Source organism: Blastococcus sp. TML/C7B (genome assembly GCF_016612845.1).
In the GTDB taxonomy this organism is placed as follows: domain Bacteria; phylum Actinomycetota; class Actinomycetes; order Mycobacteriales; family Geodermatophilaceae; genus Blastococcus.
Genome location: NZ_JAEOAA010000002.1, coordinates 925128 through 951868, shown reverse-complemented (window position 1 = coordinate 951868; position 26741 = coordinate 925128). Strand labels below are relative to the sequence as shown.

Here is a 26741-nt window from a genome sequence, read left to right as displayed (position 1 = left end):
GCGGGCGGGCGGCCTGGGCGAGAGTGGGGCCATGCCGAGCACCCCCGCCGACCTGCTGTCGGCCGCGTACGAGGACGCCGACCGCACGATCGACCTGCGCCGCCGGCTGCACCGGCACCCGGAGATCGGCCTGCACCTCCCGCGCACCCAGGCGACGGTGCTCGAGGCGTTCGCGGAGCTGCCGCTGGAGGTGACCATGGGCACGCGGACCAGCTCGGTCGTGGGGGTGCTGCGCGGCGCCCGGCCCGGCCCCACCTACCTGCTGCGCGGTGACATGGACGCCCTGCCGGTGCAGGAGGACACCGGCCTGCCGTTCGCCTCCGAGGTGCCCGGCGTGATGCACGCCTGCGGGCACGACACCCACGTCGCGATGCTGGTCGGCGCCGCGCGGCTGCTCTCCGCGCGCCGCGACGAGCTGGCCGGGCAGGTCGTGTTCATGGTCCAGCCGGGGGAGGAGGGCTTCCACGGCGCCCGGTTCATGCTCGAGGAGGGGCTGCTCGACGTCGTCCCCGAGGCCCCGGTCAGCGGCGCGTTCGCGCTGCACATCTCCTCGACCTTCGCCAGCGGCAGCGTGAACGTCCGGCCCGGGCCGGTCATGGCCGCCGCCGACCAGTGGTCGATCACGCTGCGCGGCCGGGGCGGGCACGCCTCCGAGCCGCACGCCGCCGCCGACCCGATCCCCGCCGCCGCGGAGATCGTGCTGGCGCTGCAGTCGATGATCACCCGCCGCGTGGACGTGTTCGACCCCGCCGTCCTCACCGTCGCGCACCTGGAGGCCGGGTCGACGAACAACGTCATCCCGGGGTCGGCCTTCCTCGAGGGCACGATCCGCACCCTGTCGGCGCAGCGGCGGGCCGACGTCGTCGCCGCCCTGCACCGGGTCGCCGAGCACGTGGCCGCGGCCCACGACCTCGGCGTCGACGTCCACCACGAGCAGGGGTACCCGGTGACGATCAACGACGCCGGGGCGGCCGCCCGGGTGCTGGAGACCACCCGCGCGATGCTCGGCGAGCAGGCCGCCGTCCTGCTGCCCGCGCCGCTCATGGGCGCGGAGGACTTCTCCTACGTGCTGCAGGAGGTGCCGGGCGCGCTGGCCTGGCTGGGCGCGCGCCCGCCGGGCGTCGACCCGGCCGGGGCGCCGCCCAACCACTCCAACCTGGTGGTCTTCGACGAGGAGCCGCTGCCGGCGGGCGTCGCGCTGTACGCGCAGATGGCGCTCGACGCCCTCAGGTAGCCGGCGACGGGTCCGACCGCTCCTCGGCGGGAGCCGCCTGCACGTCGCGCACCTGGTACTTCTCCACGGCTTCCCGCACGCGGGCGCGGTCGACCTGCCCCTCGTCGGCCAGCGACGCGAGCGCGCGGACGACGATCGACTCGGCGTCGACGGAGAAGTGCCGGCGCAGCGCCGGGCGGGTGTCGGACAGGCCGAACCCGTCGGTGCCCAGCGACGCCAGCCCGCCGGGCACGTACGGCGCGATGAGGTCGGGGACGGCGCGCATCCAGTCCGACACCGCGACGACCGGGCCGACGGTCTCCTGCAGCCGCTCGGTCACGTAGGGGGTGCCCGGCTCCTCCTCGGGGTGCAGCAGGTTGTGCCGGGTCACCTCCTCGGCCTGGCGGCGCAGCTCGGTCCAGGAGGTCACCGACCACACGTCGGCGGAGACGCCCCAGTCCTGCGCGAGCAGCTCCTGCGCGCGCAGCGCCCACGGCACGGCGACGCCGGAGGCCAGCAGCTGCGTCTTCGGCCCGTCCCCGGCCGGCCCCTCGGCGTACCGGTACATGCCGGCCAGCAGCCCCTGCACGTCGAGGCCCTCCGGCTCGGCCGGCTGGTGGAAGGGCTCGTTGTAGACGGTGAGGTAGTAGAGGACGTCGGGGGAGCGGGTCCCGCCGAGCGGCGCGCCCGGGTCCTCGCCGTACATGCGGACCAGGGCGTCGCGGGTGATGTGCGCGACCTCGAAGCTGAACGCGGGGTCGTAGGAGACGACCGCCGGGTTGGTGGCGGCCAGGAGCAGCGAGTGGCCGTCCTCGTGCTGCAGCCCCTCGCCGTTGAGCGTCGTCCGCCCCGCGGTGGCGCCGAGCAGGAAGCCGCGGGTCATCTGGTCGGCGGCCGCCCAGATCGAGTCGCCGGTCCGCTGGAACCCGAACATCGAGTAGAAGATGTAGATCGGGATCATCGGCTCGCCGTGCGTGGCGTACGAGGTGCCGGCGGCGGTGAGCGAGGCGGTCGAGCCGGCCTCGTTGATCCCCTCGTGCAGGATCACGCCCTGCTCGGACTCCTTGTACGCCAGCATCAGCTCGCGGTCGACCGACGTGTACCGCTGCCCGCCCGGGTTGTAGATCTTGTGCGAGGAGAACAACGAGTCCAGGCCGAAGGTGCGCGCCTCGTCCGGGATGATCGGCACGAAGCGCGGGCCGAGCTCGGGGTCCTTGAGCAGCTCCTTGAGCAGGCGGACGAACGCCATAGTCGTCGCCACCTCCTGCTTGCCCGAGCCCTTGCGCAGGATGTCCAGCGCCTTGTCCTCGGGGGCCTTGAGCGTCTTGAACTCCGCGCGCCGGCGCGGCACCGCGCCGCCCAGCGCCCGGCGCCGCTCGAGCATGTACTGCATCTCGTCGGAGTCCGGGTCGGGCTTGAGGTAGGGCGGCAGGGTCTTGTCCAGCTCCGAGTCCGGGATGTCCAGGTAGAGCCGGTCGCGGAAGAGGGCGAGGTCCTCCGCGGTCAGCTTCTTCATCTGGTGGGTGGAGTTGCGGCCCTCGAAGTGGCTGCCCAGCGTCCAGCCCTTGATCGTCTTGGCGAGGATGACGGTGGGCTGGCCCTTGTGCTCCTGGGCCGCCCTGAACGCCGCGTAGACCTTGCGGTAGTCGTGGCCGCCGCGGGAGAGGTTCCAGATCTCCTTGTCGCTCATGCCCTCGACGAGCCGGCGGGTGCGCGGGTCGCGGCCGAAGAAGTGCTCGCGGACGAAGGAGCCGTCCTCGGCCTTGTAGGTCTGGTAGTCGCCGTCCGGCGTCTGGTTCATCAGGTTCACCAGGGCGCCGTCGCGGTCACCGGCCAGCAGCGGGTCCCACTCGCGGCCCCAGATCACCTTGATCACGTTCCAGCCGGCGCCGCGGAAGAACGACTCGAGCTCCTGGATCACCTTGCCGTTGCCGCGCACCGGGCCGTCGAGGCGCTGCAGGTTGCAGTTGACGACGAAGGTGAGGTTGTCCAGCTCCTCGCGGGCGGCCAGGCCGATGGTGCCCAGCGACTCCGGCTCGTCCATCTCGCCGTCGCCGAGGAACGCCCACACGTGCTGGTCGGAGGTGTCCTTGATGCCGCGGTCGTGCAGGTAGCGGTTGAAGCGCGCCTGGTAGATCGCGTTCATCCCGCCCAGGCCCATGGAGACGCTCGGGAACTCCCAGAAGTCCGGCATCAGCCGCGGGTGCGGGTAGCTGGACAGGCCGCCCCCGGGGTGGCTGACCTCCTGGCGGAAGCCGTCGAGCTGCTGCTCGGAGAGCCGGCCCTCGAGGAAGGCGCGGGCGTAGATGCCGGGGGAGGCGTGCCCCTGGAACCAGATCTGGTCGCCGCCGCCGGGGTGGTCCTTGCCGCGGAAGAAGTGGTTGAAGCCGACCTCGTACAGGGAGGCGGAGGAGGCGTAGGACGAGATGTGCCCGCCGACGCCGATCCCGGGCCGCTGCGCGCGGTGCACCATGATCGCGGCGTTCCACCGGATGTAGGCGCGGATCCGCCGCTCGACGTGCTCGTCGCCGGGGAACCACGGCTCGCGCTCGGGCGGGATGGTGTTGATGTAGTCGGTGCTGCGCAGGCCGGGGACGCCGACCTGCTGCTCCCGGCTGCGTTCGAGCAGCCGGAGCATCAGGTACCGGGCGCGTTCACGGCCGGCGTGCCCGACGACGGCGTCGAGGGAGTCGATCCACTCCTGCGTCTCGTCCGGGTCGGTGTCGGGGAGCTGGCTGGGCAGCCCGTCGGTGATGACCGCGCGGGGTGCGCCGAGGTCGCGGGCGGGGTCGCCGTCCGACTGCTGTGCGCTCATGCCCCCATCGTTCCCCCTCGGGGAGCCGGGCGTCACGTGACTGGCCCGTCGCCCGGCAAGTCCGGGGCCGCGCAGGGGTCGGTCGCGCTTGCGCCGTGGCGGTCATGCCCTACGCTTCCGCCCACGTGGCTCCCGGTTCGAACGGCCCCTGACGCACCCGCGCGGACGGCCGGCCGGCACGGCGTCACCACCCCGATCGATCAGCAGCAGGTCCACCCAGGAGGAGCAGTACGGATGAGCGTCGACAGCGCCGGCATGGCGGCCCGGTTGGGCATCAAGCCGGGCATGGTCGTGCAGGAGCTCGGCTGGGACGAGGACGCCGACGAGGACCTGCGTGACGCGATCATCGAGCTCTCCGGTGGCGAGATGGTCGACGAGGACACCGACGAGGTGGCCGACGTCGTGCTGCTCTGGTGGCGCGAGGACGACGGCGACCTGTTCGACGCCCTGACCGACGCGATCACCTCCCTCGGCGAGGAGGGCGTCGTCTGGCTGCTCGTGCCCAAGTCCGGGCGCCCCGGCCACGTCGAGCCCGGTGACGTCACCGAGGTGGCCCCCACGGCCGGTCTGCAGCAGACCAGCAGCGTCTCCGCGGCCAAGGACTGGTCGGGCATCCGCCTGGTCAGCCCGAAGACCGCCCGCAGCCGACGCTGAGGCGTACGGCACGATCGGGCGCATGAGCCTCTCCGTCGGCGACGTCGCCCCCGAGTTCAGCCTCCCCGACCAGGACAAGCAGGTCGTCTCCCTGGCCGAGCTGCGCGGCACCCCCGTGCTGCTGGTCTTCTACCCCTTCGCCTTCTCCGGCATCTGCACCGGTGAGCTGTGCCAGCTGCGCGACGAGCTGGCCAACTACACCGACGCCGGCGTGCGCGTCCTCGCGGTCAGCACCGACCCGGTGTTCAGCCTCAAGGCGTTCAAGGCGCAGGAGGGCTTCGACTTCCCGCTGCTGTCGGACTTCTGGCCGCACGGCGCCACCGCCCAGGCCTACGGCGTCTTCAACGACAAGGCCGGCATGGCCGTGCGCGGCACCTTCCTGGTCGACGCCGACGGGAAGATCGCCTTCGCCGAGGTCAACCAGCCCGGCGACGCCCGCGAGCAGTCCGGCTGGAAGGACGCCGTCTCCCAGCTCGCGGCCTGACCCGACCGGGCGCCCGGGGTCTCTACCCTGGGCGCGCGGGGCGCGTAGCTCAGCGGTAGAGCTCTCGCCTTACAAGCGAGCGGTCGCAGGTTCGAACCCTGCCGCGCCCACCAGTAAGCCGCTGACCAATGTCGGGTGGCGTTGGCTCGCCTTGGCCGGCCAAGTCCGCGACCCGCACGTCGTGCCGGTCGTCGTAGATGAGCGGAGTTCGTCCGGGGGGTTGCTCACGTTCCACGAGCTCCGTCCAGGCGGGGTCCGATCAGGGCCCTGGATCTCAGCGTCACTGTGTGGACGTCGTGAGCGCGACGTGGAAATGGCGGCGACATCCCGGCGGGACGCCCCTGCTCCGGATCGCCCCGCAGGGACATCATCGGAATCAGCTTCTCGACAGATTTCGAAGCACGGCTCCAACCGAGGATTGGGTGTATCCGGCCGATGCCGCCTTCGCCGAACATGCGAAGACGTTCATGCGCCCGATCTCTTCAGTCGATCCGCTGACCCGCCACCAGAACGGGTCCTGAATGTCTATGACCATCTTGCACTTGGTGTCGTCCGACCAGTCGTCGTAGGCGTCCCGAGCCGCGACTATGGCGTCGTCCAGAGCCTCGTAACGCTCCGGGTCCGAACGGTCCAGTTCTTCTGAAGCGTCAGCCAGGTCATTCACCGCGTCGATTCCCTCTGCCAGCGGTATCGAGCAAGAGAGCAGGTCTGTGGTTCCGGTAGGACAGATCTGGTCATTGTCCATCAGTGTCTGGCAATAGTCGGAGCAGAGGTCTTCGATCAGGTCTTCGTCCCCAGATGCCGCGACGCCCCGCGGATCTTCCGGCGCGCCCGAGGACGCGGAGCTCGACGTCTCGCTTGAGTCGGCACTGTCGGACGCGGAATCGTCAGAACTGCAACCGGCCAGCAGGCAGAGGCCAACGGCGATCAGTACAACGGCAGGTCTCATCTAGTTAACTCTCCTTCGGGGGCGATCGGCCGCAATCGGGATCGGACGCACCATAACGACCCTCGCTCTTACTGGAAGCTTCGGAACGCAACTCTGTCGCCAAAGAGAACGCCCTGAGAACGAGATGGGGAAATTTCGTAGCCGGGTGTAGCTCGCCGCGTGCATCCCGGGGGATGCCGCCGGGGTACCGCTGTGCGGTGACCGCGACCCCGGCTACCCGTCGCGCCTCGGCGCTGCGCCACGAGGCGGTGCTGCTGCTCGTCCTCGCGCTGGCGGCCGCGCCGATCGCCTACGTCGGCTACCGCGAGTTCGACATCGACGACCCGGCCACCGGGGGCGACACGGGGGACTCCGCGGCCTACGCGCGGATGGCGCTGACCGGCGACCTGGACGGCGTCCCCAAGCCGTTCCGCTACCGGGTGGTCGTGCCCTTCCTCGCCCGCGGCTGGGTGCTCGCGTTCGGCCGGCCCGAGGTCCACGACGTCCGGGTCGCCTTCGCCGTCCTGGACCTGCTGGGCCTGGCGGTGGCCGCCTGGGCGGTCTCCCTGCTGCTGCGCCGGCTGGGCCTCACCGCCGCGGAGGGGTTCACCGGCGCGCTGCTCTTCCTCGGCGCCTGGCCGGTGCTCCGCTTCGGCGGCGCGGTCCTGGTCGACGCGTGGAGCCACGCGGTGCTGACGCTGGCGGCGTGGGCGGTCGTCGCCCGCCGGAACGGGGCGCTGGTGCTCATCGCCGGCGTCGGCATGTTCGTCCGCGAGACGACGGTCTTCGCGGCCCTGCTGGTGCTGGTCCTCCCGGCGACGTGGCCGGACCGGGTCCGGCAGCTCGCCTGCTTCGCCCCCGGCGTGCTGGGCTACCTGCTGCTCCGGTTCGTCGTCGCGCCGACCGACGTCGGCTACCGGTACAACCTGGACCGGTTCGACCGGCAGGTCGCCGACGTGCTCGGCTGGTCGGGGCTGCCGTACACGCTGCGCGAGCTGGCGCTCGTGTTCGGTGCGGCCGGGCCGCTGTTCGTCCTCGGCCTGCTCCGCAACCGCCGGACCGGCGAACTGCCGCGCCGCCTGGTCTGGCTGGTGCCGGCCGCGCTGGTGATCCCGTTCCTCATCGCCAGCAACCTGGGCCGCATCTGGTTCCTGGCCTTTCCGGCCGTCATCCCGCTGGCGGTGCTGGGCCTGCGCGCCCTGCTGGGCGACGACGACGCCGCCGCTGACGCTGAGCGTCCCGCGCCGGGGTCGTAGCGGCCGGTGCCCGCCCTCAGGCGGCCGAGCCCTCCAGGGTCCCGACCGGCGAGCACGGGGTGGCCTCGGCCGGCTTCGGGAATACCGGGCGGAGGAAGCGCGGCGCCTGGAACGGCGTCCACGAGCCCTCCGGCTGGGCCAGCCGGTCGGCGACGGCCCAGAGCGCCGCCGGGTGGTGCCCCAGGCCCAGGTGGCTGGCGGTGACGGCGATGTTCTCGCAGCGCTCGCCCGGGGTGTTCAGGCAGGTCTGCCAGTGCACGATGCCGTCGTAGTGCGAGTAGATCGAGGTGGCCGGCACCGGCAGCGGCTCGTTCTCCGGCTCCAGCGGCAGCGTGCGCTGCTCGACGTGCAGGTGTGAGTACCGGTCGAACACCTTGGCGGCGCGGGTCTGGCTGAACTTCGTCAGCCGGAACGGGCTGCCCAGGGTGAGGACCTGGCGGACCTGGTCGGGGGAGCGGCGGGCGAGGTCGCGGGCGAAGATGCCGCCCAGGCTCCAGCCGATGAGCGTCACCGGGCGGCGGTAGCGGCCGTGCAGGTAGTCGAGCTTGTCGCGCAGGCCGTTGACGCACAGCGCGGTCGGGCCGATGTTGCGGCCCAGGCCCCAGCCGTGCACGCGGTAGTCCAGCCGGCGGAGCGTGCTGCGCAACGCGGTGGTCGAGACGTCGTCGGCCAGCAGGCCGGGCAGCACGAGCACCGGGTGCCCGTCGCCCTTGGGCAGCCGCTGCGTCAGCGGCCGCGCCGCCAGGTAGAGACCGAAGTCGGCGACCGCGCGACCGGGCTCGCTCAGGTAGAGCGGCAGCGCCGGTCCGTCGTCCTGCTGTCGTGCCACGCCGACCTCCCGTGTTACGTCCTTGGTACGGGCCAGTACCAATCTGCGGCCTGGCTCACACACCGCTTCCCGAACACGCTGGCGGATGTTGCCAGAATGTGTCCTGGGTCACGGCAGACGCTTCCGTTCCGGTCCACCGCGACGGTTGCCCGGGCGCCGGGGGGCCGCCCGTGCCACCGTTGCGGCCGACAGCGGCGGGACGAGAGGGCGGTCGGCAGTGGCGGCGGAGCAGCAGATTCCGGGGGAGAGCCGGACGGTCGACCTGGATGGCCCGGTCCACTACGTCGACTTCGGCGGTCCGGACGGCGGTCCGCGCGTCGTCCTCGTCCACGGCCTGGGTGGCTCGCACCTCAACTGGGACACCTTCGCCCCGCTGCTGCTGCCGCACGCGAGGGTGCTGGCGATCGACCTGCCCGGGTTCGGCCGCAGCGAGCCCGGCGGCCGGCGCGCGACCGTGCACGCCAACGTCGAGGTGCTGCACCGGTTCCTGCAGGAGGTCGCCGGCGAGCCTGCCGTGCTGGTGGGCAACTCGATGGGCGGGATGATCTCGATCCTCGAGCAGGCCGCCCACCCCGAGGCGGTGCGCGGCCTGGTGCTGCTGGACCCCGCGATCCCCGGCCCGCGGCGGGCGCTGGACCCGCTGGTCGCCGTCACCTTCGCGCTGTACGCGATGCCGGTGGTGGGGGAGCGATTCCTCTGGCTGCGCCGCGCGCGGCAGACGCCGCTGCAGCGGGTGCGGGAGATGCTGCGCCTGGTCGGCGTCGACCCGGACACGCTGCCGTCGGCGGTCATCGACCGCTCGGTGGTGCTGCTGGAGGAGCGCGAGGACCACGCCGGTATGGACCGCGCCTACCTGGCCGCGGCGCGCTCGCTGCTGGCCCAGCTGGCCGACCCGCGGCGTTACCGGCGGGCGATGGAGCGGGTCGGCGGACCGGTGCTGCTGGTGCACGGCGATCTCGACCGGCTCATCCCGGTGCAGGCCGCCCGCGACGTCGCCCGGCGGCACCCGGACTGGCGCTACGTGGAGATGGAGGGGGTCGGGCACGTGCCCCAGCTGCAGTGCCCTGAGCGGCTCGCCGCCGAGGTGCTGCCGTGGCTGGCCGGGCTCGCGGAGGCCCGCGCCGGGGCGTGATGGGCCCGGCTCAGCCCTGGTCGCGGAGGGTGTCGCGCAGCGCCTCGAGCCCGGTGTAGCGCGGCCGCCAACCGAGCTCTTCGCGGGCGCGGGTGGTGTCCATCAGGGCCGGCCGGGAGGCGGCCTCGACCCACTCGGCCACCGGCGGCAGGAACGGCAGCCGGGAGATCGCCCGGGCGGCGACCTGCCCGGGGCCGGCCGCGAGCCGGATGGGCAGCGCGCCGAACTCGCGGGCGACGTCGGCGGCGGTGACGACGCCCTCGCCGGCGATGTTGTACGCACCCGGCGGGCCGGCGCCGACGACGCACAGCTGCAGCGCGCGGCCGACGTCCTCCTCGTGGACGAGCTGCATCGGGTGCTCGGGCACCGGGAGCGGGATCGGCAGGGGGAGCCTTCGCGGGCGGCCGAGCAGCCGGCGGCCCAGCGGCGCGAGCGGCCCCGGCAGCACGTCCTTGGCGCCCAGGGCGTTCGGGCCCAGGACGACGGGCGGCCGCAGGAGGTACAGCGCGAGCTGGGGCGCGGCCTGCGCCTCGTGCTGCAGCAGCTCCTCCAGCTCGGCCTTCTCCTGGGCGTAGAACAGCCGGGCCGCCGGGCGCACCGGCCAGTCCTCGTCGATCAGCTCCGGGTTGTCGGCGTGGAAGCCGTAGGCGGCCACGGAGGAGGCGTAGACGAACCGGCGGGCGCCGGCCGCCGCGGCGGCGCGGAAGACGTTGAGCGTGCCCTCGACGTTGATCGCGCGGATCGTCTCGCGCGACGCGTTGCCGGCGATCAGGAAGGCCAGGTGCACGACGACGTCGGCGCCGGCGAACGCGTCGCGCAGCGCGTCGGGGTCCCGGACGTCGCCCTGCCGGTACTCCATCTTCGACCAGCCGCGCGCCGCCGGATCGAACGGCCGACGGGCCAGCCCGATGACGCGGGCGATCCGGTCGTCGTCCTCGAGCAGCGGGACCAGCCCGGCGCCGAAGGTGCCGGTGGGCCCGGTGACGGCGACCGTGAGCCCGGCCGGCGTCACCGCGCCGCCGGCTGGGGCACCTCGGACCGGGGCACCCCGGGGGTGCTCTGCTCGGCGCGGGCGAGCTCCAGCAGCTCCTCGATGCCGCGGCGGATGCCGCCGGAGAGCACGTCGACGTCGGCGAAGGCGTCGAAGTCGGCGTTGATCCCGAAGGTCATCGTCTTCTGGTAGCTGAAGATCCCGATGGAGCAGCGCGTGCCGCCGGCGATGGGCACGTACGCGTACGCCGAGCACATCCGCCGCCCCAGGACGTACAGCGGGATCGGCGGGCCGGGCACGTTCGTCGTCACCGCCTGGCACCACACCTGACCGGCCGTCAGGGCGGCCCGCACCCCGAGCGAGAGCAGCGTGGGCGCGACGAAGTCCCCCATCGCGATGATCGAGGGGACGTCGACCGCCTGCATCGCCTTCTTGTACTCGTCCATCTGCCCGCGGATCGAGTCCAGCCGGGAGCGCGGGTCGGGGTCGCCCACGGGCAGGTCGACGAAGACGCAGGAGACCGCGTTGTTCAGGGTGCCGCGCTGGCTGTCGGCGCGCACCGACACCGGCACCATCGTGCGCACGACCAGCTTCTCGGACGTGAGCTCCCCGCGGCCCTGCAGGAGGTCGCGGAAGCCGGCGGTGATCGAGGTGAGGACGACGTCGTTGACCGTGCCACCCAGCGCCGTGCGCACCTCCTTGAGCTCGGCGAAGTCGGTGGAGGTCCACGCCCAGCGACGGTGCGGGCCGATCGGCCCGTTGAGGGAGCGGGCCGTGGGCACCAGCGCCTGCTTGGCCAGGGACGGCAGCGTGGAGGCGACCGTCCTCCCCGAGTCGAGGACCTGCTTGGCCAGCCGTCCGGCGGCCCCGCTCCCGGGCATCGAGGTCAGCTGCCGCAAGGGGTGCGCGACGGCCTCGGCCACGGCGCCGGCCACCATGCCTGCGCTGGTCGGTGTGCGCTGCGGCGACCAGTCGCGCGGCTCGTCGTGGGTCGCGTCGGGGGAGAGGTCGAACATCAGCTGCATGAGGTCGGTGCCGGCGACGCCGTCGACCATGCAGTGGTGGACCTTGGAGATGATCGCCCAGCGGTCGTCGGCCAGACCCTCGATCAGGTAGAGCTCCCACAGCGGCTTGGACATGTCCAGGCGCTGGCCGAGCACGCGGCCGGCGAGGTTGCGCAGCTGCTCGTCGCCGCCCGGGCGCGGGACGGCGGTGTGCCGGACGTGGTACAGGATCTGGAAGTGCGGATCGTCGACCCACATCGGCCGGCCCAGCTGCAGGGGCACCTCGCGCACCCGCTGCCGGTACCGCGGCACGAGGGGCAGCTTGCTGAGCAGCAGCCGGACGACGTCGCCGTAGCTCGGTGCCGGACCGTCGAAGACGGCCACGGACCCGACGTGCATGGGCGTGTTCTCGCTCTCGGCGAAGTAGAAGCCGCTGTCGAGAGCGCTCATCCGGTCCACGTTCTGCTCCTCGCCGCCCCTCGGACCGCTGCTGGGGCGAGGGGCCCGTCACGTCGTCGCTGGCCGCCGAAAGTAGGCGTGTCGCCTGGTTCACCGCAACAGCGTCGCCGTGACCGGGGCCACAGTCGCATGCCCCGCGCCGAAGCGCTCTAACCAGCGGCGCGGTCCCCGTCGGCAGCGGTCCGATCACCGGCGGCGCCGCCCGGGGGCGGTGGCGCGGACCAGGCGGCGGGCGGTGTCCACCTCGCGGGCGATGGGGGCGAGCACGCCATCGGCGAGGAGCTCGGCGTCGTCGTCGGCGGGGGTGCGGACGTCGTCCTCCAGCTGCCGGATCGCGCGGCGGAGCACCGCGACCTGGTCGAGGTCGGGCTCCGGCTGGCCCCCGCGGGTGGCGATGACCGCCTCGGTGACGGAGTCCGAGGTGCGCTCCAGCGCGACGATCACCGGCCACCAGGCGGCGGCGCGGGTGCTGATCGGCGGAGGCTCGGCCAGCCGGCGCTGCAGCTGGGTCTGCAGCTCGGTGAGCGTCCGGTAGGTGCGCCGGCGGGCGCGGCGGCGCTCGGCCGGGCCGCCGGTGAAGGTCGGCCTCGACGAAGCCGTCGAGCGCGATCGTCGTGTCGTGCAGGGCCTGGTCCAGCGGCGCACGCCAGGTCTGCGGCCAGAGCAGGTAGCCGAACACCAGCACGATCGCGCAGCCGATCAGGGTGTCGACCAGCCGTTCGCCGACCAGGCCGGCGCTGTGCGGCAGCGTCAGGTCCAGCATCAGCAGGATCACCGGCGTCTGGAACACCGAGAACAGCCCGAAGTTGGCCGCCCGCGCCCACGGCAGCAGCCCGGCGAGCAGCCCCATCGCGAGCAGCAGCCAGGGGCTGCCGCCCAGCACCGCCAGCAGGGCCGAGCCGATGAGGACGCCGAGCAGGGTGCCCGCCCCGCGCTGCACCGCGCGGCCGAACACCGAGCCGAAGTCCGGTTTGAGCACGATCGCGACGGTCAGCAGCACCCAGTACGGCCGGGCCGACGGCAGCAGCTGGCGGGCCACCTCGGCCACGGACATGCACAGCGCCAGCCGCACGGCGAAGGCGCGGCTCTCCGCGCTGGCGACGGTGCGGTCGACCAGGTCCCGCACCCGGTCGCCGGTGGTGGTCAGCGGCCGGACGGCGGCCGCGCCGGCGCGCTCCTCGGGGTCGCCGACGACGTTCCACACCAGCCGGACGGCGTGCCGCACCGCCCGCGCCGTGTGGTGCCCGTCGTCGAGCGGGGGCGGCCGCTCGCCGGGGAGCTCGCGCTCGCCGCGGAGCGCGGCGGCCAGGTCGCGGACGGCGGTCACATCGGCCGCGTCGACCGCCGCACGGGCGCGGGCGGCCGCCACCGCCGCCTCCACCAGCGGCGCCGCGGAGTTGAGCACGCCGGCCAGCTCGGAGAGCTCCTTCACCCGGCCCGCGTGGTGGCTGCGGCTGCGGATGACCCGGTCGTAGGCGGCGTTGAGCGCGGTCGTGAGGTCGCGGCGGGCGGCCTCGGAGCGCGGGGTGTCCTCGGCCTCGAGCAGCTCGGCGATGCGGGTGAAGACAGCGGCGACGGCGACGCCGGTCGGGGTCGCCGACCTCGGTGCGGGCCTGCAGCAGCGTCGTGAGGGTCGCCCAGGCGGCGCCCAGCAGGAAGAAGGCGATCTCCCGGTGCCAGGGCAGCGAGGTCAGGAAGCCCGACGACAGCGCGGTGTAGACCAGCAGCTGGAGCGAGCCGAGGGACATCGTCGCGTTGATCCGGCTGATCTGCGCCGCCACGACCGAGAGCAGCGCGATCACCACGACCGGCCCCCAGCCGCCGCCGGCCGCCAGGCTGCCGACCACCAGGCCGAGCGCGCCGAACGCCGTCGCGGTGACGATCCGTCGCAGCTTGTCGCGCAGCGGCGAGGCCTGCGGCGCCAGGGTGGCCACCAGCGCACCCATCGTGCCGAAGGTGCCGGCGCTCAGCGTGGGGCCCGCCTCGATGCCGCCTTCGACGACGACGGCGAGGGCGAGCGGCGCAGGGATCGCCACCGCGAAGCGGACGACGTCCCGCCACGGGACGGCAGGGCGCCCGGTGCGGACCAGCTCCTCGAGCCAGGCCGGGGCGTGCAGGCTCCTGCTCCGTCCCGCCTCGGCGCCCACGACCGAAGCTTGTCACCGCCCGGCCCGGCTCTCCTGCCGACGCCGGCGGACCGGCGCGCTCACCTACAGTCCCGGACGTGACGGTGCAGCTCGGCGAGGTGATCGCGGCCCTCGAGACCCGCTACGACCCGGCCCTGGCCGAGGCCTGGGACGCCGTCGGCCTGGTGTGCGGTGACCGGTCCGAACCGGTGGACCGGGTGCTGTTCGCCGTCGACCCGACGGCCGCCGTCGTCGACGAGGTGATCGCGACCGGCGCCGCCCTGCTGGTCACCCACCACCCGCTGTACCTCACCCCCGTGCACGGCGTGCCCGCCGACGACCCGAAGGGCCGGCTCGTGCACCGCCTGGTGCGTGCCGGCGCCGGGCTCTTCGTCGCGCACACCAACGCCGACCGGGCGCCGGGCACGGGGGTCAACGCGGCGCTCGCCGACGTCCTCGGGCTGACCGGGGCGGTGCCGCTGGAGCCGGCGCCGGGCGTGCCCGGCGCGGGCCTGGGTCGGGTGGGGGAGCTCCCCGCGCCGCTGGATCTGCGCGGCTTCGCCGACCTCGTGGCCCGCGTGCTGCCGGCCACCGCCGGGGGTGTGCGCGTGGCCGGCGACCTCGACCGGCCGGTCCGGCGGGTGGCGGTCTGCGGCGGCAGCGGGGGCTCGCTGCTGGCCGCGGCTGCGGCCGCCGGTGCCGACGTGCTGCTGACCAGCGATCTCAGGCACCACCCGGTCTCCGACGCGCGCGAGGTAGTGGGCCCGGCGCTGTGCGACGTCGCTCACTTCGCCAGCGAGTGGCCGTGGCTCCCGGTCGCCGCGGCGGCGCTCCGCCGCGACCTCGGCGGAGCGGTGGAGGTGGACGTCTCCGCGGTGCGCACCGATCCGTGGACGCACGCGGTGGGGCAGGCACCGGACGGCAGCGGGACCACGCGCGCGCACCGGTAGGTTGGCTCCCGTGAAGGTGGACCATTTCGAGCAGCAGAAGCTGCTGGAGCTCGCGGCCGAGGACGTCGCGCTGACCCAGCTGGCACATCGCAGGCGGACGCTGCCGGAGGTCGCGGCGGTCGAGGCCGCCGAGGAGACCGAGCGCGAGCTCTCCGCCGACGTCGTCCGCGCCGAGACCGAGGTCAAGGACCTCGGTCGCGAGGTCCGGCGGCTGGAGTCCGATGTCGACACGGTGCGGCAGCGCGCGGCCAAGGACCAGCAGCGGCTGGACTCCGGCAGCGCGACGCCCAAGGAGATGACCAACCTCCAGCACGAGCTGGAGTCGCTGGGACGCCGGCAGGCCGACCTCGAGGACCAGCAGCTGGAGCTCATGGAGCGGCTGGAGGCGGCCGAGGCCACGCTCACCGCTGCCCAGCAGGGCCTGGTCGAGGCGCGGGAGGCGCGGGAGCGCGCCGAGCAGCTGCGCGACGAGGCCCTCGCCGACATCGCCGACGGCACCGGCCGGCACGAGTCGGCCCGGGCCGCCGTCGCCGGTGGCATCTCGGCGCCGTTGCTGTCGCTGTACGACCGCATCCGCAGCCAGACCGGCACCACCGGTGCGGCGATGCTCCAGGCGCGGGCGTGCCAGGGTTGCCGGCTCGAGCTCTACGGCAACCAGCTGGCCGCCGTCCGCAACGCCGATCCGCACGAGGTGCTGCGCTGCGAGAACTGCGGCCGGATCCTGGTGCGCACGGCCGAGTCCGGCCTGTGACCCGCTTCGTCGTCGAGGCCGACGGCGGGTCGCGGGGCAACCCCGGGCCGGCGGGCTACGGCGCGCTGGTGCGCGATGCCGAGACCGGCCGGGTGCTCGCCGAGCGCGCCGCCTCGGTGGGGCGGGCCACCAACAACGTCGCCGAGTACGGCGGCCTGGTCGCCGGGCTCCAGGCCGCGCTGGACCTGGACGCCTCCGCGGACGTCGAGGTCCGGATGGACTCCAAGCTCGTCGTCGAGCAGATGTCGGGCCGCTGGCAGATCAAGCACCCCGACATGCGGCAGCTCGCGCAGCAGGCGCGCGCGATCGCCGGGCGGCTGGGCAGCGTCCGCTACACGTGGGTGCCCCGGGCGCAGAACGGCGCGGCCGACGCCCTGGCCAACAGCGCGATGGACGGCAAGCCGGTGCACCGCGACGCCGCCGCCGAGCCCTCGGTCACCGAGAGCGACGTCCAGCCGGAGGAGCCGCGCACCGTGGTCACCACGGTGACCCACCTGCTGCGCCACGGGCAGACCGAACACACCCCCGAGCGCCGTTACAGCGGCCGCAACGACCTGCCGCTGTCCCGCACCGGCCGCGCCGAGGCCGAGGCGGCCGCCGCCCGGGTGGCCGAGCTCGGCATCGAGGTGATCGTGGCCTCGCCGCTGCGCCGCACCCGCGAGACCGCAGAGATCGTCGGCCGCGTGCTGGGCCTGCCGGTCGAGCTCGACGACGACCTGGTCGAGCTCGACTTCGGCGACCTCGAGGGGCTCACCGGTGCCGAGGCGCTGGAGAAGCACCCGCTGGCGGTCCGCCGGTTCATGTCCGACCTGACCGTCGCCGCGCCGGGCGGGGAGTCGATCGCCGACGTCAGCGCCCGCGTGGCACGCGCCCGGCGGAGGGTCCTCGACCGGTGCGCCGGGCGGTCGGTGCTGCTGGTCAGCCACGTGACCCCGATCAAGCTGATGCTGGCCGCGGGCCTCGGCGCCGGGGACGACGTCGTCCACCGGGTGTACCTGCAGGCGGCGTCGCTGTGCACCGTCGCCTGGTCCTCGGACGGCCGGACGTCGGTGCGCCTGGTGAACGACACCGCGCACCTGCGCTGAGCCGGCGGCGCCGCCCGGCGTCCACACCGGGTGTCGACCGCCGGGCCCGACGACGGCGCCAGGCCCGGCGGGACAGCCGGGGGGCGCTCGGTGCGAGGTCACGGCGCCCGGGGGTGAGGCTCGCGAACCGAGTCCGTGAGCGTTCAACGATGGCGCGGATTCTAAGCACGCCGCCGGGGGCTCCTGGGGGCCACGTTCCGGCACCGCGCGGGACCGGTGGGACCGTCAGCGGGAGGGGGACGCCGGGACCACCTCGCGGTCGAGCAGCCAGCGCTCGAGCAGCGGCGCCGGCAGCGCGGGGGAGTGCAGGTAGCCCTGGCTGACGTCGCAACCCAGGGCGTGCAGCCGGGCCAGCGTGCGGTCGTCCTCGACGCCCTCGGCGACCACCCGCAGCCCGAGCCGGTGGGCCAGGTCGACCGTGCCGGCGATGATCGCCGCGGTGCGCTCGTCGGTGCACAGGTCGGCGGTGAACGACCGGTCCAGCTTCAGCTCGGTGACCGGTAGGTCGCGCAGGTAGGCCAGCGACGAGTAGCCGGTGCCGAAGTCGTCGATGCTGACGGCGACGCCGAGCGCGGTGAGGCCGGCCAAGACCGCGAGGCTGCGCTCGGGGTCGGTGAGCAGCACGCTCTCGGTCACCTCGAGCACGAGCGACGCCGGCGGGACGGCATGCCGGGTCAGGAGCTCGGCCAGCCGGCCCGGGAGGCCGGTGTCGAGCAGGTTGCTGGCCGACAAGTTGACCGAGATCCGCAGGTCCAGGCCGCGACCGCGCCAGTCGGCGAGCTGGGCGATCGCGCACTGCAGGACGCGCTCGGTGAGCGGCCCCATCAGCCCGTGCACCTCGGCCAGGGGCAGGAACTCCGCCGGCGGGATCAGCCCGCGCTCGGGGTGCACCCAGCGGAGCAGGCACTCCACGCCCACCACGCGGCTGTCGGCGACGTCGAGCTGCGGCTGGTGGTGCAGCACCAGCTCGTCGGTGGTGAGCGCCGTCCGCAGCTGCTCGACCAGGGCGAGGTGCCCGCTGCTGTCGGAGTGGACAGCGGAGTCGTACCGGGCGACGCCGCGGCCGGAGCGCTTGGCGTCGTACATGGCGACGTCGGCCCGCCGCAGCAGCTGGGCCGGCTGCCGGACGGCGGCGGTGCTGCTGGTGACGCCGATGCTCGCCGAGCAGTGCACGAACATGCCGTCGACCGGGAAGGGCTCGGCGAGCTGCTCGTGCAGCCGCTCGCCGAGGGCGAGCGCCGCCGCCCGGACATCACCGTCCGGGTCCAGCACGGCGACGACGGCGAACTCGTCGCCGCCCAGCCGGCCGAGCAGGTCACCCGCCCGCAGTGCCGGGGACAGCCGCTGGGCCACCTGGCGCAGCAGGTCGTCGCCGGCCGCGTGGCCGAGGGCGTCGTTGACCTCCTTGAACTTGTCGACGTCGAGGAGGGCCAGGGCGACCGGCGTCCCCTCGGCGGTGAGCTCGGAGATGCGCCGCAGCACCGCGCGGCGGTTGGCCAGCCCGGTCAGGTCGTCGGTGAGCGCCTCGCGGCGGGTGGCGGCCAGCTGGGCCAGCTCGCTGACGTTGACCGCCATCCGCACGCCCGCGCCGATGGCGGCGAGGGCGGCGCACCCGACGGCGACGGCCGGCCCGCCGGTCAGCGCGGCCACCAGGAGGATCGCGACGGAGGCCAGGATGACGACGAACGCACCGATGGTGGCCGCGGCCGGGTCGGCGGGCTGGGGTGCCGAGCCGCGCGAGCGCAGGGTGGCCGCCACGGCCACGCAGACCACGACCAGGGGGTGGACGACCGGCGTCCAGCCGCCCTGCACACCGGTGACCAGCGTGCTCACGGCGCCGACCACCCAGAGGCCCTGCGAGGCGGCCAGCAGCCAGGTGCGCGGATCGCGCCCCAGGCCGCCCAGCGACGGCAGGGTCAGCGCCGTCCCGAGGAGCACGAAGCTCACCGCGAACTGGGCGAAGACCGCCTGGAGCGCCCAGCCGGGCAGCTCGGCCAGCGGTCCGCTGCCGGCGTCGACGGTGAGGTTGAGCAGCGCGTCGACCGCGAGGACCGCGGAGAACCCGTTCAGCGCGTCGTTGGGATCGGCGGTGCTCGTGCTGTGCCGGTTCCACCGCACCAGCGCGCCGTACCAGAACGGGAAGACCGCGGCGCCGCTCCAGGCCAGCGGGACCATGGCCACCGACCGGGTGGCCGGGACGAGGTGGAGCACGACGGCCGACGTGACGGCGGCGAAGAAGACGGCGGCGCCTAGGGCCAGCCGGGCCCAGACCGCGCGCTCGCTGCCGATGGTCCAGGCCCGCCAGGTGAGCAGGCCGGTGAGCAGCAGGTGCAGCAGCGCCAGGAGCGCGACCCCCACCAGCGGGCCGGGTGCCCCCGGGCGGGCGAGGCGCAGCAGCGCCGGGATCAGGCACAGGACGGCGGCCAGCACGAGGAGGCCCAGCAGCCACCGGGGCGCGCCGGGCAGCAGCCGCGAGCGCACGGGACCGTCCACGAGCGTGACATCGGCCTGCACGGGTCCCGGGTGAACGCCCGCCACCGCGGATCACCCCTCGGGGTCAGCTCCGCAGCCGGCGCCCGCGGGGGGTCAGTTCCGGAGGAACAGGTACACCGACACCGCGACGCCGAAGCCCACGATCAGCACCCGCAGGGCGGTGGCGGGGATCCGCGTCGCGATCCGCGCCCCCAGGAACCCACCGAGCAGGCTGGCCGGCGCGGCGACGGCGACGACGCCCCAGTGCACCTCGCCGAAGACGCCGAAGATCAGCAGCGAGACCGTGGCGGTGACGGCGGACAGGGCCGACTTGAGCGCGTTGGCCAGCTGCAGCCGGCTGAGCGCCAGCCCCAGCACGCCGACGAGGATCACGCCGAGCGCGCCGCCGAAGTAGCCGCCGTAGGTGGTGGCCACGAACAGCGCCGCGTAGAGCCAGCGCGGGTCGCGCGCAGCCGCGCCGTCGGCCTGCTGCTGCCTCAACCGGCGGGTGAGCAGCGGCTGGAGGGCCAGCAGCGAGCTGGCGAGCAGCACGAGCACCGGGACGACGACGTCGAAGGCCTCGGACGGCGTCGTCAGCAGCAGCACGCTGCCCGTCGTCCCGCCGAGGACGGCGACCGCGCCCAGCCGCAGCAGCCGCGAGCGCTGGCCGGTGTACTCGGACCGGAAGCCGGCGACCCCGCCGAGGTAGCCGGGCCACTGGACCACCGAGTTGGTCACGTTGGCCTCGACGGTGCCCAGGCCGAGCGCGACCAGCGTCGGGAAGAGGATGAGCGAGCCGCCCCCGGCGATCGAGTTGACGCCGCCGGCGAGGAAGGCCACGGCAGCGGCGATGACCAGGTCGGCGGCGGACACGGCGGGAAACCTACGGTGAGCTCACGGGCACCCGGAGCGAGGGGTCGGTGGCGCCGGGGAGGGGTGCGCCGCAGTGCCCGTGTGGACGGATCGCCGGAGGGGTGCTGGTCGAGGGGAAGTTGTCGGTGGTCGCATGCACCCTGGTCGCCATGCGCAAGTGGCTCCCGCTGACGGCGATCTGCATCGGCACCTTCATGCTCCTGGTCGACGTCACCATCGTGAACGTCGCCCTGCCCGACATCGCCCGCGACCTGGGCACCAGCTTCGCCCAGCTGCAGTGGGTCGTCGACGTGTACGCGCTGGCCCTGGCCGCGCTGGTGCTCGGCGCCGGTTCGCTGGCCGACCTCTACGGGCGCCGGCGGCTCTACCTGATCGGCCTGGTCGTCTTCGCGCTGTCGTCGCTCGCCTGCGGCCTGGCACCCGACGCCGGCTGGCTGATCGCCGCCCGCGGCGTGCAGGGCGTCGGTGGCGCGATCATGTTCGCCACCACGATCGCGCTGATCAACACCAGCTACGAGGGCCGGGACCGCGGCACGGCCTTCGGCATCTGGGGTGCCGTCCTCGGTGCCGCCGCCGCCCTCGGGCCCATCCTGGGCGGCGCGCTGACCGAGCTCGACTGGCGCTGGATCTTCTACGTCAACCTGCCGGTCACCGTGCTGGCCGTCGTCATGACGCTGGTCGCCGTCCAGGAGGCGCGCCAGCCGGGTGCGCCGCGGCCCGACGTGCCGGGCATCGCGCTGTTCTCCCTCGGAGCCGGCGCGGTGGTCTACGGGCTGGTGCGCGCGGCCGCCGAGGGCTGGGCCACCGGCACGTCGTGGGGCCCGGTCGTGGGCGGCCTCGCGGTGCTCGTCCTCTGGGTGCTGGTCGAGCTGCGCCGTCCCGCGCCGATGCTCGACGTCCGCCTGTTCGCCGGCCGCTCGTTCAGCGGCATCATGCTGGCCGCCTTCGTGCTCAACGGCGCGGCGTTCGCGCTGCTGGTCTACACCTCGCTGTGGCTGCAGTCGATCGGCGGGCTCTCGCCGCTGCAGGCCGGGTGCGTGTTCATCCCCCTGTCGGTCGTGAGCTTCGTGGCGGCCGCCGCCGGTGGCCGCTTCCTGCAGACCCAGCCGCCCCGCTTCGTGCTCGGCGGCGGGCTGCTGCTGATCGGGGCCGGCTGCCTGCTGATGACCCTGGTCGACGCCGACTCGACCTGGCGCGTTCTCGTCGCGGGCCTCGCCGTGCTCGGCCTGGGCGTGGGTGTCGCCAACCCGACGCTGGCGTCGGCCGCGCTGGCCGCCGTTCCGCGCGAGCGCAGCGGCATGGCCTCGGGCGCGGTGAACACCGCCCGCCAGATCGGGTTCGCCGTCGGCGTCTCGGTGCTGGGCACCGTCTTCGCCACCGGGGCCTCGAGCGCGCTGCGCGACGCCGGCAGCCCCGACCCGTCGGGCCTGGCCACGGCGCTCTCGGCCGGCCAGGCGCCGGTGATCCTCGGCGAGGCCGAGCCGCAGGCCCGAGCGGGGCTCGCCGAGACGCTGGCCGGCGGGTACGCCGCCGGCCTGGACGGGGTGTTCCTCGCCGCCGGGCTGTCCGCGCTCGCCGGCGGCGTGCTGGTGCTGCTGCTCGTGCGGGCGGCGCCCCCGGGTGCGGCCACCCCGCCGGCGCGCGCACCGGAGGCCGCCGCCGCGCACTGACGCGCGGGCCTCGTCGCTACGGCCGCTGGTGGGCCGGTCCGGCGTGGGGCGCTGGCGTCACTGGAGGACTGTGACCTCGTTCCCCGCGTCCGCGTCGCACTGGGCGGCCTGGTCCTGGAGGTCGGACACGAGGACGGCAACGTTGACGTCGCAGATGTTCGCGGCGAGCGCGATCGGGATCGCGACCGTGATGTCCTCCAGGTTCAGGTTGACGAGCCCCTCCTGGCGGCCGGGGCCGTCGCCTGCGTTCTGCGTGATCTCCAGCCCGTTGCTGACATTCGCGTCGCAGTCGGCCGCGCGGTCCCGCAGCGTGTCCACCAGCACCGCGACGTTGAGGTCGCAGACGTTCGCCGCCACGCCCACGGGTACGAGGACGGCGACGTCGGTGACGTTGACGTTGACCAGGCCGTTCTGCTGCGGCGCAGCGGCGGCCGGGCCGGCCAGGGCGATCGTGGACGTGGCGAGCGCTGCGGCCGCGCCGACCAGGGATCGAGTGCGCATGGTCTCTCCAGGTGACGTTGATCCGATGTGGTGTGCCTCGAGGCCCTCACGGGGCTTCACGGATGACACGCGGCGGCCGCGGACGGATGACGCGGACCGCCGCCGCCCCCCGCGGGGTCAGGGTGGGGGACGACGGCGGCCGCACGAGGGAGACGTGCGTCGCGGCGGTGCATGACGGGACCGGGCTCCGCGTCATGCGGTGGACGCCGGTGCGTCCGGGCCGGTTCGGCCGCGGGTCCGGGGCGCGCGGCGGCAAGCGAGCCGGCGCATCCGCGTCATGCGCCCGGCCCGAGCGCGTCCTCATCCGTGCACGGGGAGACGAATCGGATGTGAGGACCGCGATGACCGCCGATCAGGAGCTCTGGATGGAGTCGGTGACGGCCGAGAACCGCTCGGCACGGCGACGGGCGCAGTTGCGCCGGTTGCTCTGGATGCAGCGGGCGGCCGAGCACCTGGCGACCGCGCAGTTCCTCGAGCGGCAGGCGGACCACGCCGCCACCCCGGTGCTCGGGTCGTTGCTGCGCGAACGGGCGGCCGAGCGGCGGTGGTGGGGTGAGCAGCTCCGCTCGGGGCCCACGGGGTGAGGTCGGCCCCGTGGCCGTTCCCGGAGCGGAGACGTCGTGGCGTCGCGGGCGGTAACGTCCGCGCATGTCCGCCGCGGGGTCGGCCGGCTCTCCGGGCGAGGGAGTCGAACCGGCGCAGTTCGCCGAGCTGATACCGCTCGTCCGGCGGGTCGTCGCGGCCCGGGTCCCCGACCGCGCCACCGTCGACGACCTCGTGCAGGAGACCCTGACGCGGGTGCTCGCCGCGGTCGGGCGGATCGGGCCAGGGATGCTCGAGCCCTACGCGATCGTGACGGCCAGGAACGTCGTCGCCTCGCTGTGGCGCGACCAGGACCGGGACCGGCGCAACCAGCACCGGGTCGTGGACCTCCGCCCGTCCGAGGCGCTGGACGAGGAGCTCCTGGCCGACGAGGACCGAACGGCGGTCGGCGAGGCGCTGGCCCGCCTCACCGACCAGGAGCGGGCGACCCTGCTGGCCCACGAGGTGTCCGGGCAGGACACCCGCTCGCTCGCCGCGGAGCTCGGGTCCACCGCCGGCGCGGTCGCCGCCCAGCTCAACCGCAGTCGCGCCCGGCTCCGGGTCGAGTACCTGCTGGCGGCCGAGCACGCAGAACCCCCGACGGACCGGTGCCGGCCGGTGCTGCTGGCGCTCTCGGGCGGCGACCGCCGTCGCCAGGCGGAGGTGGACGCGGCCCGGCACCTGCTGGAGTGCGACTTCTGCGCGCAGATCAGCGGGCCGCTGATCGACCGGGGGCGGTGGCGCACCGACGTCGTCCGCGTCCCCGTGCAGGCCGACGCCGACGTCGTCGCCGCCCGGCAGGCGGTCCGCGAGGTGGCCGCCCGGATCGGGTTCGCTGCGACCGACCAGACGGCCATCGCCACCGCGGTCTCGGAGGTGACGCGCAACGTCGTGAAGTTCGCCGACACCGGCGAGGTGGAGATCGGGACGCTGGAGGAACCCCGGCGGGGCGTCCGCGTCGTCGTGCGGGACGCCGGACCCGGCATCCCCGACGTCGAGCAGGCGATGCGCGACGGCTACAGCACGTACGAGGGCCTCGGCCTGGGCCTGCCGGGAGCCCGGCGGCTGATGGACGAGTTCGCGATCGAGTCGGACGTGGGTCGCGGCACCACCGTGACCATGACGAAGTGGGTGGGAGTGCGATGACCGGCAACCAGGACGACAGCACGAGCCAGGGATCCTGGAGCGGACCGCCCGAGTCGCAGCACGGTGACGACCAGGGCCTGCTGCCCGAGCTGGTCGCGCACCTGCGCGAGCACCGCACCCGCCTGCGGCAGGAGTGGACCGCACGGATCGGCGAGGCGCACCTGCTCCAGGCGATGACCAGCCAGGAGGTGGCGGCGGAGACCACGTCGGTCTACGACAACTACGTCGAGGTGCTGGAGACCGGCAGCGTGGAGGCGCTGCAGCACTACGCGCGCGACCTCTCGGAACGGATCATCCCGCGGGGCGTCGAGACCAACGAGGTCGTCGGGATCGTCCTGCTCCTGCGCGACGTGCTGGCCCGGTCGCTGTTCGAGAAGTACCAGCGCGACTTCGGTCTCCTCAACCGCGTGCTGGACGCCTACGAACCCGCGGCCAACCGCATCGCCAACACCGTGGCGGTGAGCTTCGTCGACGAGCGCGAGCGCGTCATCCGGCAGCAGCAGGACGCGATCCTGGAGCTGTCGACACCGGTCCTGCCCGTCCGCGAGCGGCTGCTCATCCTGCCGATCATCGGCGTGCTCGACAGCGAACGGGCCAGGCAGCTCACCGTGCAGCTGCTCACCGGCATCCGCACGCACCGCGCCAAGGTGGTCGTCATCGACATCACGGGGGTCCCGACGATCGACGGCACGGTGGCCAACCACCTGGTGCAGACCGTCGACGCCTCCCGCCTCATGGGTGCCGAGGTGATCATCACCGGCCTCTCGCCCGACATCGCCCAGACGCTGGTGACCATCGGGGTCGACCTCAGCAAGATGGACACCGTCGGGGATCTGCAGGGCGGCCTCGAGGAGGCCGAGCGGATGCTCGGGTACACGACGCAGCGCCCTGACGGCGCCTCGGGCCCATGACCTCCGGGCCGCGGCTGTTCTCGGTCCTCAAGCAGGGGTCGACGCTGATCGCGTCGGTCCACACCGCATTGGACGACTCGCAGCTGGAGCGCTTCCGGGCGGACCTCGTCGACCGCATCGGCCGCGACCGCGCGCGGGGGGTGATCATCGACGTCGCGGCGCTGGACGTGCTGGACTCCTTCGCCACCCGCATGCTGCGCGACATCGCGGACATGGCCAGGCTGCGGGGGGCGCGGACGGTGATCGTCGGCATCCAGCCCGACGTCGCCTTCGTCATCGTCCGGCTGGGCATGGACACCGGTTCCCTGGTCACGGCGCTCGATCTGGAGGAGGGGCTGGAGTACCTGGCCACCCCTGCCGCGCCGCCGGCTCCGCGCCGGTGACGCGCATCGAGGAGCTCCGCCGCGACCACCGCGCGGCGTTCCTCCGCCACCTGGGCAGCCCGCGCGAGGCGGCGCTGCACGCGGGCTACGAGCTGGGCCGGTCCGCGCTCGCCGCGGACGTGAGCCTGCTGGAGGTGGTCCGGATCCACCACGAGGTCCTCGTCGAGGTGCTGCGGGACACCCCGCTGGACGAGGTGCCGTCGGTGGCGGAGGCCGCCTCGGACTTCGTGCTCGAGCTGGTCGCCAGCTACGACATGTCGCAGCGCCGGTCCCCGGACGGCCGGGGCCGCCCGCGCTAGGCGTGCGGCGCGCGGGCGGGCCTCGTCACGTCGGGCTCGCGGGGCGAGACTCTGCGCATGCCTTCCGCACCGATGCCCGACGACTGGCAGCGCGCGCTCGTCATCGCGGCGCATCCCGACGACATCGAGTACGGGCTGGCGGCCGCCGTCGCGGTCTGGACGGGGGCCGGCAAGGAGGTGCACTACCTGCTGGCCACCCGCGGCGAGGCCGGGATGGAGGGGGTGCCGCCGGCGGAGGCCGGTCCGCTGCGCGAGGACGAGGAGCGGCGCTCGGCAGCCGTCGTCGGGGTGCGCGAGGTGGAGTTCCTCGACCACCGCGACGGCACCCTGGTCGACCGGCCCCGAGCTGCGCCGCGACCTGGCCGCGGCGATCCGGCGGCACCGCCCCGAGCTCGTCGTCACCGGGTACTTCGGCGCGACCTGGACCCCGCCCGGCGTCTCGCCCGCGTACGTGAACTCCGCCGACCACCGGGCGCTCGGGCAGTCGGTGATCGACGCGGTCGCCGACGCCGCCAACGAGTGGATCTTCCCGGACCTGGCAGAGGAGCGCTGGACCGGCGTCCAGTACATCGCGGTGGGGGAGATGACCGATCCGCCGCACGAGGTGGACGTCAGCTCGACCGTGGAACTCGCCGTCGCCTCGCTCACCGAGCACCGGCGCTACCTCGAGCTGCTGTCCGACCAGCCGGTGGAGGAGCAGGCCCGCCAGGTCGTCGACATGGGCACGCTGAAGGACGACGGCGGGCGCCGGGTCGGCTTCCGGCTCTACTGGGGCTGATCGCGCGGTCTAGAGTGCTCGGCACGACGGACGAGTCGGCTGGGCGGTCGCGTCGGCGGGGGAGACCCCGTCGCCGAGGAACGTCCGGGCTCCACAGGGCAGGGTGGTCGCCAACAGCGACCCGGGGTGACCCGCGGGACAGTGCCACAGAGAACAGACCGCCAGCGGTGCCTCTCCGGAGGTGCGGCTGGTAAGGGTGAAACGGCGGTGTAAGAGACCACCGCGCACCGGGTGACCGGTGCGGCTCGGTAAACCCCACCCGGAGCAAGGTCAAGAAGGGACGACGGTTCGCCGGCGTCCTGCGCAGGCGTTCGAGGGCGGCCCGCCCGAGCCTGCGGGTAGACCGCTCGAGCCTGCCGGCAACGGCAGGCCTAGATGGATGACCGCCCATCGGGAGGCCGTGAGGCACCCGTGGACAGAACCCGGCGTACAGGCCGACTCGTCCGTCG

The 26741-nt window shown here is 74.0% G+C and carries 24 protein-coding genes, 1 tRNA gene, 1 other RNA gene and 2 pseudogenes; 18 read left to right on the top strand and 10 right to left on the bottom strand.

What is annotated here, in order from left to right; genetic code table 11:
• Positions 1-31 precede the first annotated feature (31 nt).
• Positions 32-1234 (top strand): M20 family metallopeptidase, encoded by a 1203-nt coding sequence (locus tag JKP76_RS17450; RefSeq protein ID WP_200492106.1) that lies wholly within the window; start codon positions 32-34, stop codon positions 1232-1234.
• Here JKP76_RS17450 and aceE read toward each other — a convergent pair.
• Positions 1227-4028, bottom strand: coding sequence for a pyruvate dehydrogenase (acetyl-transferring), homodimeric type (aceE, locus tag JKP76_RS17445; protein ID WP_200492105.1), 2802 nt, complete (start codon positions 4026-4028; stop codon positions 1227-1229). The two genes, JKP76_RS17450 and aceE, sit on opposite strands and share 8 nt — an antisense overlap.
• 234 nt (positions 4029-4262) lie before the next feature.
• On the opposite strand from aceE, the gene JKP76_RS17440 reads away from it, so the two are divergent.
• From JKP76_RS17440 to JKP76_RS17430, 3 genes are all read left to right on the top strand, one after another.
• Positions 4263-4682 (top strand): DUF3052 domain-containing protein, encoded by a 420-nt coding sequence (locus tag JKP76_RS17440; RefSeq protein ID WP_200492104.1) that lies wholly within the window; start codon positions 4263-4265, stop codon positions 4680-4682.
• Positions 4683-4704: 22 nt separating this feature from the next.
• Entirely contained in the window at positions 4705-5166 is a 462-nt protein-coding gene (locus JKP76_RS17435; protein ID WP_200492103.1) for a peroxiredoxin, read from the top strand.
• Positions 5167-5204: 38 nt separating this feature from the next.
• Positions 5205-5279: transfer RNA gene (locus JKP76_RS17430), tRNA-Val, on the top strand.
• Between the two features lie 263 nt (positions 5280-5542).
• Here the strand turns inward: JKP76_RS17430 and JKP76_RS17425 are convergent.
• The gene (locus JKP76_RS17425) at positions 5543-6115 is read right to left on the bottom strand and encodes a hypothetical protein (RefSeq protein ID WP_200492102.1); all 573 of its coding nucleotides are present in this window, start codon (positions 6113-6115) and stop codon (positions 5543-5545) included.
• Positions 6116-6312: 197 nt separating this feature from the next.
• Here JKP76_RS17425 and JKP76_RS17420 point away from each other — a divergent pair, with 197 nt between their 5' ends.
• A complete protein-coding gene (locus JKP76_RS17420; protein ID WP_200492101.1) occupies positions 6313-7350 on the top strand; it encodes a hypothetical protein in 1038 nt (345 codons plus the stop codon).
• 16 nt (positions 7351-7366) lie between these two features.
• Here JKP76_RS17420 and JKP76_RS17415 read toward each other — a convergent pair whose 3' ends face one another.
• Positions 7367-8179: a triacylglycerol lipase gene (locus JKP76_RS17415; protein ID WP_200492100.1), complete on the bottom strand. Its 813-nt coding sequence runs from the start codon at positions 8177-8179 to the stop codon at positions 7367-7369.
• A gap of 217 nt (positions 8180-8396) precedes the next feature.
• Here JKP76_RS17415 and JKP76_RS17410 point away from each other — a divergent pair, with 217 nt between their 5' ends.
• Positions 8397-9311, top strand: a complete 915-nt coding sequence (locus JKP76_RS17410; RefSeq protein ID WP_309229578.1) for an alpha/beta hydrolase — start codon at positions 8397-8399, stop codon at positions 9309-9311.
• A 10-nt stretch (positions 9312-9321) separates the two neighbouring features.
• Here JKP76_RS17410 and JKP76_RS17405 read toward each other — a convergent pair whose 3' ends face one another.
• The 4 genes and pseudogenes from JKP76_RS17405 to JKP76_RS21610 all read right to left on the bottom strand — a co-directional run.
• Positions 9322-10323, bottom strand: a complete 1002-nt coding sequence (locus JKP76_RS17405) for an NAD-dependent epimerase/dehydratase family protein (RefSeq protein WP_200492098.1) — start codon at positions 10321-10323, stop codon at positions 9322-9324.
• On the bottom strand, positions 10320-11756 hold the full coding sequence (locus JKP76_RS17400) for a wax ester/triacylglycerol synthase family O-acyltransferase (protein WP_207146588.1): 1437 nt from the start codon (positions 11754-11756) through the stop codon (positions 10320-10322). The genes JKP76_RS17405 and JKP76_RS17400 overlap by 4 nt, the downstream gene beginning before the upstream one ends.
• Before the next feature lie 195 nt (positions 11757-11951).
• Positions 11952-12410 carry a hypothetical protein gene (locus JKP76_RS21615; RefSeq protein WP_242471993.1) on the bottom strand — a complete coding sequence of 153 codons (459 nt, stop codon included), beginning with the start codon at positions 12408-12410 and terminating at the stop codon, positions 11952-11954.
• An 88-nt stretch (positions 12411-12498) separates the two neighbouring features.
• Positions 12499-12819 (bottom strand): annotated as a pseudogene (locus tag JKP76_RS21610) (FUSC family protein); the annotation flags it as partial.
• 1170 nt (positions 12820-13989) lie between these two features.
• Between JKP76_RS21610 and JKP76_RS17390 the strand changes: the two are divergent.
• From JKP76_RS17390 to JKP76_RS17380, 3 genes are read left to right on the top strand one after another with little or no spacing between them, the layout of a single operon-like run.
• Positions 13990-14841: a Nif3-like dinuclear metal center hexameric protein gene (locus tag JKP76_RS17390; protein ID WP_200492096.1), complete on the top strand. Its 852-nt coding sequence runs from the start codon at positions 13990-13992 to the stop codon at positions 14839-14841.
• 10 nt (positions 14842-14851) lie between these two features.
• On the top strand, positions 14852-15592 hold the full coding sequence (locus JKP76_RS17385) for a zinc ribbon domain-containing protein (RefSeq protein WP_200492095.1): 741 nt from the start codon (positions 14852-14854) through the stop codon (positions 15590-15592).
• Positions 15589-16677, top strand: a complete 1089-nt coding sequence (locus JKP76_RS17380) for a bifunctional RNase H/acid phosphatase (RefSeq protein WP_200492094.1) — start codon at positions 15589-15591, stop codon at positions 16675-16677. Before JKP76_RS17385 ends, JKP76_RS17380 begins: the two co-directional genes overlap by 4 nt.
• A 225-nt stretch (positions 16678-16902) precedes the next feature.
• Here the strand turns inward: JKP76_RS17380 and JKP76_RS23615 are convergent, their stop codons facing one another.
• The gene (locus JKP76_RS23615; protein WP_200492093.1) at positions 16903-19191 is read right to left on the bottom strand and encodes a bifunctional diguanylate cyclase/phosphodiesterase; all 2289 of its coding nucleotides are present in this window, start codon (positions 19189-19191) and stop codon (positions 16903-16905) included.
• A 72-nt stretch (positions 19192-19263) separates the two neighbouring features.
• Positions 19264-20022: a sulfite exporter TauE/SafE family protein gene (locus JKP76_RS17370; RefSeq protein WP_200492092.1), complete on the bottom strand. Its 759-nt coding sequence runs from the start codon at positions 20020-20022 to the stop codon at positions 19264-19266.
• Positions 20023-20171: 149 nt separating this feature from the next.
• Here JKP76_RS17370 and JKP76_RS17365 point away from each other — a divergent pair, with 149 nt between their 5' ends.
• Positions 20172-21692 carry an MFS transporter gene (locus tag JKP76_RS17365; protein WP_200492091.1) on the top strand — a complete coding sequence of 507 codons (1521 nt, stop codon included), beginning with the start codon at positions 20172-20174 and terminating at the stop codon, positions 21690-21692.
• A gap of 57 nt (positions 21693-21749) precedes the next feature.
• Here the strand turns inward: JKP76_RS17365 and JKP76_RS17360 are convergent, their stop codons facing one another.
• Positions 21750-22193: a hypothetical protein gene (locus JKP76_RS17360; RefSeq protein ID WP_200492090.1), complete on the bottom strand. Its 444-nt coding sequence runs from the start codon at positions 22191-22193 to the stop codon at positions 21750-21752.
• Between the two features lie 341 nt (positions 22194-22534).
• Here JKP76_RS17360 and JKP76_RS17355 point away from each other — a divergent pair, with 341 nt between their 5' ends.
• From JKP76_RS17355 to rnpB, 8 genes and pseudogenes are all read left to right on the top strand, one after another.
• Complete coding sequence (locus tag JKP76_RS17355; RefSeq protein ID WP_200492089.1) at positions 22535-22777, top strand: hypothetical protein; 243 nt, start codon at positions 22535-22537, stop codon at positions 22775-22777.
• 64 nt (positions 22778-22841) lie between these two features.
• The gene (locus JKP76_RS17350) at positions 22842-23921 is read left to right on the top strand and encodes a sigma-70 family RNA polymerase sigma factor (protein WP_200492088.1); all 1080 of its coding nucleotides are present in this window, start codon (positions 22842-22844) and stop codon (positions 23919-23921) included.
• On the top strand, positions 23918-24832 hold the full coding sequence (locus JKP76_RS17345) for an STAS domain-containing protein (protein WP_200492087.1): 915 nt from the start codon (positions 23918-23920) through the stop codon (positions 24830-24832). Before JKP76_RS17350 ends, JKP76_RS17345 begins: the two co-directional genes overlap by 4 nt.
• Positions 24829-25215: an STAS domain-containing protein gene (locus tag JKP76_RS17340; protein ID WP_200492086.1), complete on the top strand. Its 387-nt coding sequence runs from the start codon at positions 24829-24831 to the stop codon at positions 25213-25215. Before JKP76_RS17345 ends, JKP76_RS17340 begins: the two co-directional genes overlap by 4 nt.
• Complete coding sequence (locus JKP76_RS17335) at positions 25212-25514, top strand: phosphatase RsbU N-terminal domain-containing protein (RefSeq protein ID WP_200492085.1); 303 nt, start codon at positions 25212-25214, stop codon at positions 25512-25514. Before JKP76_RS17340 ends, JKP76_RS17335 begins: the two co-directional genes overlap by 4 nt.
• 57 nt (positions 25515-25571) lie before the next feature.
• Positions 25572-25790: pseudogene (locus JKP76_RS21600) on the top strand (PIG-L deacetylase family protein); the annotation flags it as partial.
• A gap of 175 nt (positions 25791-25965) precedes the next feature.
• On the top strand, positions 25966-26292 hold the full coding sequence (locus JKP76_RS21595) for a hypothetical protein (protein ID WP_242471992.1): 327 nt from the start codon (positions 25966-25968) through the stop codon (positions 26290-26292).
• Between the two features lie 31 nt (positions 26293-26323).
• Positions 26324-26738, top strand: an RNA gene (gene rnpB / locus JKP76_RS17325) — RNase P RNA component class A.
• Positions 26739-26741: the final 3 nt, after the last annotated feature.